Source organism: Sorangiineae bacterium MSr11367 (assembly GCA_037157805.1).
GTDB classification, from domain to species: domain Bacteria; phylum Myxococcota_A; class Polyangia; order Polyangiales; family Polyangiaceae; genus Pendulispora; species Pendulispora rubella.
The window spans coordinates 8,135,917-8,147,076 of the sequence record CP089983.1 but is presented as its reverse complement, the minus strand read 5'-3'; the positions used below and the strand labels follow the sequence as shown (position 1 = coordinate 8,147,076).

Sequence of the window (11,160 nt, the reverse complement as noted above, 5' to 3'; positions counted from 1 at the left end):
GAAGCCTCAACTCCCGTCTCGATCGCAGAACCGCCAAGACGCCAAGAACGCCAAGGTTGTGAATCAGGGGATTCGCCCGCACTTCCTCACAATCAATCCAGCTTGGCGTCCTTGGCGCCATGGCGGTTTCTCTCTCTCTTCTGTTCGAGGATCGCGCTCGCCGATTAGGCCACACCGAGGCGGTGTAGGAAATCGTCGTCTGCCGATTTCATGAGCGGCGAAAACTTGATATCGCCCCACTTCATGCCCCGGCTCATGAAATGGCCGTAATAGGCGTCGCGGGCATCTTTGGCGACTTGCATGCGCAGAGGGCCGAGCTGGCCGAGCTTTCGCGCTTGCGAATACTGGTGCGCTTCACCGAGCTCGCGTTCGAGTTCGGCGGCCCAATCGCCCGCGCGATGTTCGCTAGTGATGCAATAGTAGAACGATGGCTCTCCCTCGCGCTGCATGGGGACGAGGAAGGAGAAACTGTCTTCGGCGCGTGCGCCGATGACTTTGTCGAGCGCGGCGTGGACGAACTGGGCATTGAGCTTTTCGCCCACCAAGTCCGAGACGTCGTTTGCCCGGCCGCAAAAGCGAAAACAAGGTGTCTGGCGATACTGCCCCACGACGGTCACACGATCGCCGATGCGGTAGCGGAGAAAGCCGCCCTTCTGCGAAAAAATGAGCTCGTACGTCTTGCCCGCGCGAAGCTCGTGGATGCGTCGGACGATGCCGTCTTCCCCTTCGAACTCGAAGAAGATCTCGTTCGTCAACGGCACGGGACCCGGCGCTCCGAACAGCGGTACCGTCATGGGCGCTTCGGTGGCGAGCAAACCTTTGCCCTGAATGGTCACCCCGGGGAATTCGCGATACAGCCTGCGCGCAAAGAACTCCGCCGAGCCATCGGTCCAGCACGAGAGCAGCTTCAATTCAGGCCATATCGCCGGCCAAGATGGTTCGCCCGACTCCAATTGCCGCGCCCGAGCTGCGGACAATGGGGCAAACTCGAACCGCCGCCCCTCGACCGTGACGCTCCCCGAGCGAAGATCGCGCACCAGCGTTTCTCGATTTTGAACGATGTAGTCCAGCAACGTCGTGAGGTAGGTCGGGTTCCAGATGGATATGATTTCGAGCTTCTCCTCCGCAAGCAACGCGCCGGCGAGCACGCGCTTGTACGCGAGGGGGTCCTTGATCTGCGAGATCCCCGGAGGAGCAATGAAACACGACCCTAGAAAGAATCGGGTCAGCGGGGAAAGGTAGTCGGTGTCATTTCCCATTCCGACCGGCGTCCCGTTTTTGGCGATTTCAGGGTCTTGGAATGGCTGTGAGATACTGAAAAATACCTTGCCCGTGGTGAGTTCGGGCCCGTTTGCCAGAAGATCGTGCAGCCAGACGAAGACCAACGTGTGAAACGAGCCGAGTAGTTCACGCGTATAGGGGATGTATTTCTTGCCGCCCGAGCTCCCCGATGTTTTCTCGTACAGAGCTACCTTTCCAGAGCTCAGTACTTTGTAGCCGGTGCTCTTTTGCCGCTCGATCCATGGCTCGAGCTGCTCGTACTTCACGATGGGAACTTTGCGCGAGAACTCGGTGTAACTCTCGTCCCCCTTCAATCCGAGCACACGGCCGTACTCGGTTTTCGCGCTCTGGCGAAGAAGTGTGGCGAGCAGCTCCCTCTGTGCTTCGTAGGGGCGGTCGAGTGCATGTTCGAGCTTTCGCGCCGAACGTCGAAGCAAACGAGCCCCGAGCTCTCGAATGAGTCGAGCCTTTTTCAACGCCGCCCTCGCACGGCCCTTTTTACGAGCTTCCAGGTGAAGGTTCGCAAGAACTTGAAATCCAGGGGGGCGACGATCACCAGCTCGTCGCCGGTCTCGAAGCCGGGGTTGGCCTTCATGAAGAATTGAATCTCCTCCATTGCGCGGACCTCGTCGGTGAACGGCGCCACGTGCCCTTTGAGCACGGCTTGTTTCTCGCCGAACGACACCACGCCGCGCTCGGGCTTCCACGCGTCACCGAATTTGCGGCGCGCAAGGGCATCGCGCAATCCGCGCTGGCGTTCGGGCAGCCCATGACGGAAGTGCGGCCAATGCTCCGGCAGGTTCCTGGCCATGAAGAGATAGGTGCGGCACCCCGAGCAAGGAAAAAGATAATAGAGCTGGCGCGTCGGGTTCTTGAGCTTCCACTCGAGCACCGTCCACATGAGCGACTTGTGCACTGCGGTTTGCCGCCCCCAATAGTCGGGGTGGAAGATCGAATCGCCCGTGAAAAGGACTCCGACTTTCTCGTTTTGGTACTCCTGCGAATAAACCATCGCCGTGGAGAAGCCCCTGACCACGGAAAAGGAGCGGTCTTTGGCGTCGAACCCGAGGTGGACGCACTCTTTTTCCGCGAGGTCGCTGCGGAACAAGTCGTACGTGACGTTGTCGTAGTACTCCTCGTAGAGCCGCCACATCTGCTCGATTTGCTCGGCCGAGAGCTGCGCGGTGGGGACTTTGCGGATGACGAGCTGCGAAGACGTCGTACGAGATTTAGAGCTTGTAGGAGATTTCTCGGACTTCTCCGGTGGCTTGAGGCTTTCCCTCGGTCTCCCGACGGAGGGTTCGCTGGATCCAGTTCGTAGGGAGGTCGGCGGTGACGGTGCGGAATCGACGGTTGCCGAAGCGGCGGATATTGTCGGCCTGTCCTTCGAGAACGACCTTGTCTTGGGCGACGATCTTCTCGACGAGGCGCTTGACGAACCAAGTAGCCGGGAAAAAAAAGAACCTTCCATATTTCACTCCCATGCGCGTGTAGACGCGAGTCGTCTGTTCGTCCTCGGGGGTACAAATGAGGATCGTGATGGCGCCAAACCCGTCCGAGGTAGCATATTCGACATACACCGTGTGCGGGATGATGAATTCGTCGTAGTGGGTGACCTTTTGATTGCGCGTGAAGAAGGAACGAAAGTCCTTCGTCCCGGATTTGGCTTGTTCGTCCGAGGTGTCGATGCGAACGCCGTGGCCCGTGTTCGTCAGCGTGGCGCGCACGAACTGCTGCGGCTTGGACCGAAAGAGCCCGGGGTGGACGAAGCCGGTGTGCCCGCAATCGACGCCGTTGTCGACGATGAGATCCAGCGGGACGTTCATGACGTTGTGAAGCTCGAACCAATCGAATTTGGGATCTCTCGGATACGAAGGAGGGCCCTCGGTCGAGTCGCTCGCCAGCGTGAGGTGCACCCAAATCCAATCGTCCTGCTCGACGACGCGCAGGTTCGAATGCGCGCCGTCCTCTTCACGTCCAAGCACGCGTCCGCGCGCGTCTCTGGAAAATACGTACGATTCACCCAAAATGCGGCGCTTCAAGGTCGTGCCCGCGCCCAATTGGTCCGAGCGCGCTGCGATGAACCAATTGCTCTTCGGTATGTGAAGGTTGTTGAAATCCATGTCGCTCCTTCCCGCCGGAGCCCGATTCATAGACGGTAGGTGATCTCGCGCGACTCGCCTTGCGACTCGAATTTGCCTTCGTTGAATTGGCGAATGGCGCGCTGTGCCCAGTTCATCGGAAGATCGGCGGTCACCGTGCGGAAGTTCCGCTGGCCAAAACGGCGAATGTTTTCCGCCTGCCCTTCGAGGATTTCCTTGTCCTCGGCGATGACCTTTTCCGCCAGGTGTTTGACGTACCAAGTCGCAAAGGTCGTGAGCCGGCCATAGTAGACGCTCATATGGCTGTAGACGCGGATCACGTCGCCGTCTTCGGGCGTGCAGAGATGTACGGTGATGAGCTGGAGGCCGTCGTCGGACGAGAAGGTTTGCCTTACGGTATGCGGCAGAATGACTTCGTCGTACGAAGTGATCTTTTTCTTGCCGAGAGGTGAATGAAATTTCTTGGTGCTGCCGTCGGTCTGCTCGTTGAGCGTATCGATGCGCACACCCGTGGAGGTGCGCCTGACCATGGCGCGTACGAGTTGCCGTGGAAAGTCGAATAGACCTTTGTGTACCGTCGACGTATGAACACAATCTATGCCGTTTTCGATGAAGAGATCGACGGGGGCATTGGTGATGTTCAGGAACTCGAGCCGCCCGAACTTGGGATCCCTCGGATAGCTGGGCGGACGCGCGGACGAACCCCTTGGTTCGGTGGGGTGCACCCATATGAAACCGTCCTGCTCGACGACGTGGAACGAGGGGATTTTGCACACGGGCAGCTTTTCGTTGGGCGCGTGGCAAGGAACGTCGGTGCAGGCGCCTTCGGCATTGAAGCGCCAGCCGTGGTAGCGGCATTGGACCTCGCTACCTACGACCTTTCCCATGGACAGCGGGAGGTTCTTGTGCGGACAACTGTCCTCCAGCCCCTGCACGTCGCCCCGCACATCGCGAAACAGCGCATAGGGCTTTCCGAGGATCAACCTTCGCAAGATCGCGCCGTGTTTCAACTCTTTCGAGCGAGCACCTACGAACCAGTTGTTCGGAGAAATGTTGAAATTGGTGGATTCCATGAACCGTCCTCTTCGTGTCAAGAGTCTGAAGTTTGCGAGTGGCTCCCGGGGAGCTTCAGTCGCTCTTTGGCTTGCGGACGGTGACCATCAACGCGTAGCCGCGATAGAGAGGTGTGAGCTCGACGTTCGACGTTGGTGCGAGCGCGCACAAGGCCTCGACGACCTCGGGGTGATAGTGCGCGCCGAATAGACCGAGCCAACGAGCGAACATCTTGCTCACGCGCGGAGGGAACCCCGACATCGGCCCGAAATCGACGTAATAGAGGACTCCCCCCGGAGCGAGATTGCGCCATGCGGACTCGATGGCTGGCACGATGGACTCTTTCGGGATCATCGCGAGGCAATAGGAAAAGTAGACCGCGTCGAACGGCGCATCGAGTCCGAATTCACGATAGTCGAGCTCTTCGGCCGCCGTGAGTCGCAACGCGATCTTGTCGGCGAGTCGTGTGCGCGCGAGGTTTCGTGCCGCTTCGCCGAGCATTTCGGCGCTCAGGTCGATTCCGTAATATCGGCCTTGCGGATTGCGCCTTGCGAGCAAAATGAGATTGCGCGCAGTTCCCACCCCGAGTTCGCAGACGTTCGAGCCTGGTGCGACATGGATCTTTTCGATCAATTGGTCGCGACCAAAGAGATAGTATTTCCGACTTATGTCGTAGACGCGTTTTTGACCGGCATACAGCCGGTCCATGGCCATCGCTTGCGCAGATGCCGGTGAATTCATCGTCCGTCCCTCGCTCGCTATTGCAGTGTGCTACTTGACTTGGTTTCGGAGATAGCTGGAGTTCGTTTGCTTTTCGAGAGGCGCCTTCACCGATGTGTGGTCGACGTCGGTCGCTGCGAATTGCGGTGAGGTTTATAAGGGCATCTAGAGCAGTGTGAAGCCATGTCGAGTCGCAAATGTTCCCGCACTCCCGCACTATCTTGAAGTCAATGCGCGGCTGCGCATTTCATCGTTCGTCGACACGAATCCTCGTCGACACGATCCTCATCGACACGATCCTCATCGACACGAAGCTATAGCATTCGCCATGCCTGCGCGCCGCAGAAGAGCCATTCTGTATTTGCATTTAGCGTAATCTGGCTATCGATTGGAAGGACGGATAAATCGGTTCGGTCGCAGTTGGTTTGGTGGCGAATTAAATAAGTTTGCTACCAAACTATCGCGTGATTGGCTGGCGCCGCGTGTTGAAAAGACATCGTTTGCGCCCGGCAAAAAATGGCAAAAATGGCCTTCGCGAGCGATGCATTGCCAATAACGGCGTCGGGTGTCGATGTGCGTGGTCATATCGGACTACGAAACGGAGTATTGCGAAAATGTACGTCGTTCTCGTGGGGGGCTTGGCCGCTATCAATTTCGGCGCCACGCGTGTTGCCCGCGCAACAATGCCCGGAGTGGACGGAAACGGCTCGGAGTGGACGGAAGCGTCCGCGGTGCCGGACGCTTTCGTCCCATGGCATGAACTGCACAATTTCTCGTGTTCACCTGGACGAGAGAAAGTTCATGGCGGACGGTCGGTCGTGACGGACGAGCGGCGCTTCATGTAGGCTTACCGTGGGAGGCTTTCATGAACCGATCGCAATCTTTTCCGTTACTGGTTGCCTTGGGGTTGTCGCTTGCCTCGATGGCATGCACGCCCGCGTCGACGTCCTCGTCCACGTCGACCTCCGCGGCGGTTTCACCGGCTCAGACGTCAGGTACATCGGTGCCGCTCGTCTGTCAGGCGAAGATCGCCCGGCAGTGGCGCGGCAAAACGACGAACGCCAAGGCCGATGAATACGCGGCGTACCTGGCCGATGCGATCAAGAAATTTCGCACCATCAAGGGAAACCTCGGATACCAAATGATGCGCGAGACCATCGGTGCCGAGACGCATTTCTCGGTCATCAGCTATTGGGAATCGCGCGAGGCCATCAAAGCCTACGCCGGGGAGGACATCAGCCGCACGCGCGTCGCCCCGCGCGATCCGGAGTTCATCATCGACCCCGAGATGACGGTGAAGAACTACGATCTCGCGGGGGCCGACATCGGCTGCAAATAGGCTTCGAACAAGGCGTCGACCGCCAGCGGAGGGGTGGTGCGGCCGGCGCGCACGTCGGCTTCGAGCTGCGGAAGGCGGCCTTTGACCTCGGGGTGGCCCAGGAAGGTTCGCTCGAGGCGCTCGACGATCAACGACCGCATCCACGCCCGCTGTTGGTCGGCGCGCAAGGCCGCAAGCTCGCCCGAGGCCTCCAAGGTGCGGCGGTGCTCCTCGACGACGCCCCAGAGCGCGTCGAGGCCTTCGCCCGTTTGCCCCGAAATCGCCAGCGCTTCGGGCTTCCACGTCGGGCGGCGGCGCGGCACGTAGCGGAGGGCCGCTTTGAGATCGCCCAATGCGGTGCGCGCGCGGGCCACGTTGTCGCCGTCGGCCTTGTTGACGGCGATGGCGTCGGCCAATTCCAATATGCCCTTTTTGATGCCCTGAAGCTCGTCGCCCGAGCCGGGCAACATGAGCACCAGGAAGAAGTCGACCATGTCCGAAACGGCGACCTCGCCCTGACCGACGCCCACCGTTTCCACGAGGATCACGTCGAAACCGGCCGCCTCGCACAGAAGCATCGTCTCGCGGGTGCGGCGGGCGATGCCGCCCGGGGAGAGCCCGCTCGGCGTGGGCCGAATGTAGGCGTCGCGCTCGAGTGAGAGGCGGCCCATGCGCGTCTTGTCGCCCAGAATGGAGCCGCCGGAGACGCTGCTCGAAGGGTCGACGGCCAGGACCGCGAGCGTCTTGCCCTGGCGGAGCAAGCGCATCCCGAGTTCGTCCACCAGGGTGCTCTTTCCCACGCCGGGCACGCCGGTGATGCCGATCCGGATGGCGCCTCCGACGTGCGGAAGGAGGCGGGTGAGAAGGTCTTGCGCCAGGGCGACGTCGGAGGCCTCGCGGCTCTCCACCAACGTGATGGCCCGAGCCAGCACCGCGCGGTCGCGAGCCCGGACGCCGCGCTCGTAGTCGTCGAGGGGCAGGCGCCGCCGGCGCGTCACGATGCTTCGTCCTCGGGCGGCTGCTCGAGCCGATCGAGCAAGGCGCTCGCCGCCTCCGCGATGACCGTGCCCGGGCCGAAGATCTCGGCGGCACCGGCTGCGCGCAGTGCAGGGTAGTCGTCCGGCGGAACGACGCCGCCCACGACGACGAGGATGTCCGGCCTTCCGAGCTTGGCCAGCGCCGCCCGCAACGCCGGCACCAAGGTCAAGTGCCCCGCGGCCAGCGAGCTCGCCCCGATGACGTGCACGTCGTTTTCGACGGCGGCCAGGGCGGTCTCCTCCGGCGTCTGAAAGAGCGGCCCGATGTCCACGTCGAAGCCGAGATCGGCGAACGCCGTCGCGATGACCTTTTGCCCGCGGTCGTGCCCATCTTGCCCCATCTTGGCGACGAGGATGCGCGGCCGGCGGCCTTCGCGCTCGAGGAAGCCCTGCGTGCGCGCTCGCACCGCGGTGACGGCGTCCGAGCTTTCTCCCACCTCTCCAGCATACACCCCGGCGATGGCTTTGATCTCGGCCTGGTGCCGGCCCCACGCCTTCTCGAGCGCCATGGACATCTCGCCCACGGTGGCGCGTGCCCGCGCGGCATTCACTGCGAGCTCGAGCAGATTGCCCCCGCGCCCCTCGGCGCACGCCAGCAGCGCATCGAGCGCGCGCTGGACCTCGGTGCCGTCGCGCTCGCGTCGCAGCTTCTCGAGCCGCTCGATCTGCGTGCGCCGCACGGCCGCGTTGTCGACCTTGAGCACCGGGACGGCCTCGGCCGTGGTGGGCCGGTACCGATTGACGCCGATGATGGCCTGCCGCCCCGAATCGATGCGCGCCTGCGCGCGGGCCGCCGCTTCCTCGATGCGTAGCTTGGGCACGCCGGCCTCGATGGCCTTGACCATGCCGCCGAGCCCTTCCACCTCGGCGATATGGGCCCGCGCCCTCTCGGCCAGGTCGTGCGTGAGGCGTTCGACGTAGTAGCTGCCGCCCCATGCATCGACGGGCCGGCACGTGCCGGACTCGAGTTGCAATTGCAACTGCGTATTGCGCGCAATGCGCGCGGAGAAGTCGGTGGGCAGGGCGAGCGCCTCGTCCAATGAGTTCGTGTGCAGGCTCTGCGTATGACCCTGCGTGGCCGCCATGGCTTCGATCACGGTGCGGACGACGTTGTTGTAGACGTCTTGCGCGGTGAGCGACCAACCCGAGGTCTGGCAGTGGGTGCGCAGGGCGAGGCTCTTGGGGCTCTTCGGCGAGAATTGCGACATGAGCTCGGCCCAGAGCAAACGCGCGGCGCGCAGCTTGGCGACCTCCATGAAGAAATTCATTCCGACAGCGAAAAAGAAGGACAGGCGCGGCGCGAAGGCGTCGACATTCATGCCGGCGGCGATGCCGGTGCGCACGTACTCGATGCCATCGGCGAGGGTGTACCCGAGCTCGAGATCGGCCGTGGCCCCCGCTTCCTGCATGTGGTAGCCGGAAATGGAAATCGAATTGAACTTGGGCATCTTCTGCGACGTAAACGCGAAGATGTCCGCGATGATCTTCATCGAGGGGGCGGGCGGATAGATGTACGTATTCCGCACCATGAACTCTTTGAGGATGTCGTTCTGGATGGTGCCGGAAAGCTTCGCCGGTGCAACGCCCTGCTCCTCGGCGGCGACGATGTAGAGCGCGAGAATCGGCAGGACGGCGCCGTTCATGGTCATCGACACGCTCATCTTGTCGAGCGGAATGCCGTCGAAGAGCAGGCGCATGTCGAGGATGGAGTCGATGGCCACGCCGGCCATGCCGACGTCGCCGGTGACACGCGGATGGTCGCTGTCGTAGCCGCGGTGCGTGGCCAAGTCGAAGGCGATCGAGAGGCCCATCTGGCCGGCCGCGAGGTTGCGGCGGTAAAAGGCGTTGGACTCCTCGGCGGTGGAGAAGCCGGCGTACTGGCGCACGGTCCAGGGCTTCTGCACGTACATCGTCGGGTAGGGGCCGCGCACGAATGGCGGGAAGCCGGGCAGGGTCCCCAAGTGGGCGACGCCGGCGAGATCCGCCTCGGTGTAGATGCGCCGGTGGGGAATACCCTCGGGGGTATCCCAGCCATCGCCCGCAGCAAGCGGGGAGGCGGGCACCTTCACGGTGTCGAAGTCGATGTCGGCGAAACGGGGAAGGCTCATGAGGATGCTCCGTCCAAGAGAGCGGAGAGAATGGCGACGGCATCGCAGCCGACGAAAATGAACCCATCGACGCCGGCGTCACGAAGGGACGCTTCGAGCGCACCAGGTCTTCCTGCGAGAAGAACGCGCGAGCACCCCGCGGCCTTGAGCTTTTTCGCGTGTGCCGCAGCTTCGGCGGCATACGCGTCGTCCGTGCCGCACAGGCAAACGATGGCCGCGCTCTCGTCCTGCGCGCTCTCCCGCGTCGCGATGCCCCCCGCCGCAAAGAACCCCGCAGCAAACCCGACACGCGGCCTCGACTCGGCAAACGTGCCCAAGGTCACGAGCACCGCCTCCGGCGGCGGAGAGAGCGCCTCCGCGCGCCCTCGCAGCTCCTCGAACACCGCAGCGTCACGAGACGTCCCGGCTCCCTCCCCCCCCGGGGGAGGGCTGGGGTGGGGGAGCCGCTCGCGCAGATTGGCAAACTCCGACACCCCAAGAATCGGCACCTTCCGCGTGGCAATGGCCTTGAGCTGCGCCTTCCACTTCGCCTCGAGCTGCACGGCGAGCCGCCCGCTTCGCTCGACCTCGACGATCCCGCCATCGCGTTCCAGCTCGCGGAATCGGCTCCACGCCTCGCGCGCAAGCGTGTCGGTCACCGTCTCGAAGTAATACGAGCCTCCAGCCGCATCGGCGACCTTTCCGAGAAAGCTCTCCTCACGCAGCACGAGCCCCGTATTGCGTGCGACCCTATGGCCCAGCGCCGTCGAGACCGCGCCGAAGGCCGCGTCGAACACCGCAGGCGTCACGAGATCGGCCCCGCCGAGCACGGCGGCAAAGACCTGGGTCGTCACCCGCAGCATGTTCACCCACGGATCGCGCACGGTGAGCGTGCGTGACGAGCACACGGCATGCACCAGCACCTGAGGCGGCATCTCGCGCCCGCCGGCGGCCGCGAGCAGCTTCTGCCAGCACGTGCGCAGCGCGCGCACTTTGCAAAGCTCCACGAACGTATCCCGCCCGACGGCGATCTGCACCGCCACCGGCTTCGTTCCCGACTCGAGGGCGCGCACCCCGAGCGACAGAGCGATGGCTATCTCGTCGGCCGCATCGGCCCCGGCCTCGTGGTAGCGCAGCGTGGAGATGACGTTTTCATCCAGGATGAAGACCGTATCCTTCAACTCCGCGCGCGCGCGGGCTCCCTCGGGGATCTTCCCTCCCGGGATCCAGAACGCATCGGCGCCTTGAGCGATGTCCGCGACCAACGTTGCGACATCGACATCCACAGCGTGTCGCATGCAAATGCGAAAAGCCCCCCCACCCCGACCCCTGCGTTGAAAGTCGGCCGCCGCAAGCGGCGGACCTCCGGCGTCCGGGGGAGGGAGCCCTTGATCCGATCGGCCGCCCTCCGGCCCTGGAGTCGGTCGCTCCGTATAGAGGGGCGCGATCGGCAGCCCTTCGAGTGCCTGGTGCACGAGCACTTTGTCGAACGGCTTGCCGGCGAGCTCCTTGTCGACGAGGGCTCGCCAGTCGGCGATGGTCACGGACGGAAAGGGCATGTC

9 protein-coding genes are annotated in these 11,160 nt (G+C 62.7%); 1 reads left to right on the top strand and 8 read right to left on the bottom strand.

The genetic code is table 11. The annotated features are described in order from the left end of the window. Window positions 1-164 precede the first annotated feature (164 nt). From LVJ94_31690 to LVJ94_31670, 5 genes are all read right to left on the bottom strand, one after another. The gene (locus LVJ94_31690; GenBank protein ID WXB01469.1) at window positions 165-1,718 is read right to left on the bottom strand and encodes a GH3 auxin-responsive promoter family protein; all 1,554 of its coding nucleotides are present in this window, start codon (window positions 1,716-1,718) and stop codon (window positions 165-167) included. Between the two features lie 35 nt (window positions 1,719-1,753). After that, complete coding sequence (locus LVJ94_31685; GenBank protein WXB01468.1) at window positions 1,754-2,434, bottom strand: hypothetical protein; 681 nt, start codon at window positions 2,432-2,434, stop codon at window positions 1,754-1,756. A gap of 76 nt (window positions 2,435-2,510) precedes the next feature. Beyond that, window positions 2,511-3,404, bottom strand: a complete 894-nt coding sequence (locus LVJ94_31680; GenBank protein WXB01467.1) for an aromatic ring-hydroxylating dioxygenase subunit alpha — start codon at window positions 3,402-3,404, stop codon at window positions 2,511-2,513. Between the two features lie 26 nt (window positions 3,405-3,430). Further along, window positions 3,431-4,456 (bottom strand): aromatic ring-hydroxylating dioxygenase subunit alpha, encoded by a 1,026-nt coding sequence (locus LVJ94_31675; GenBank protein WXB01466.1) that lies wholly within the window; start codon window positions 4,454-4,456, stop codon window positions 3,431-3,433. Window positions 4,457-4,511: 55 nt separating this feature from the next. Then, window positions 4,512-5,177, bottom strand: coding sequence for a class I SAM-dependent methyltransferase (locus tag LVJ94_31670; protein WXB01465.1), 666 nt, complete (start codon window positions 5,175-5,177; stop codon window positions 4,512-4,514). 844 nt (window positions 5,178-6,021) lie between these two features. On the opposite strand from LVJ94_31670, the gene LVJ94_31665 reads away from it, so the two are divergent. After that, window positions 6,022-6,495 carry an antibiotic biosynthesis monooxygenase gene (locus LVJ94_31665; protein ID WXB01464.1) on the top strand — a complete coding sequence of 158 codons (474 nt, stop codon included), beginning with the start codon at window positions 6,022-6,024 and terminating at the stop codon, window positions 6,493-6,495. Here LVJ94_31665 and meaB read toward each other — a convergent pair. From meaB to LVJ94_31650, 3 genes are read right to left on the bottom strand one after another with little or no spacing between them, the layout of a single operon-like run. Further along, window positions 6,459-7,472 carry a methylmalonyl Co-A mutase-associated GTPase MeaB gene (meaB, locus tag LVJ94_31660; protein ID WXB01463.1) on the bottom strand — a complete coding sequence of 338 codons (1,014 nt, stop codon included), beginning with the start codon at window positions 7,470-7,472 and terminating at the stop codon, window positions 6,459-6,461. The two genes, LVJ94_31665 and meaB, sit on opposite strands and share 37 nt — an antisense overlap. Further along, on the bottom strand, window positions 7,469-9,619 hold the full coding sequence (gene scpA, locus LVJ94_31655; protein ID WXB01462.1) for a methylmalonyl-CoA mutase: 2,151 nt from the start codon (window positions 9,617-9,619) through the stop codon (window positions 7,469-7,471). Before scpA ends, meaB begins: the two co-directional genes overlap by 4 nt. Further along, a complete protein-coding gene (locus tag LVJ94_31650) occupies window positions 9,616-11,157 on the bottom strand; it encodes a methylmalonyl-CoA mutase family protein (GenBank protein WXB01461.1) in 1,542 nt (513 codons plus the stop codon). Before LVJ94_31650 ends, scpA begins: the two co-directional genes overlap by 4 nt. Between the last annotated feature and the right edge of the window lie 3 nt (window positions 11,158-11,160).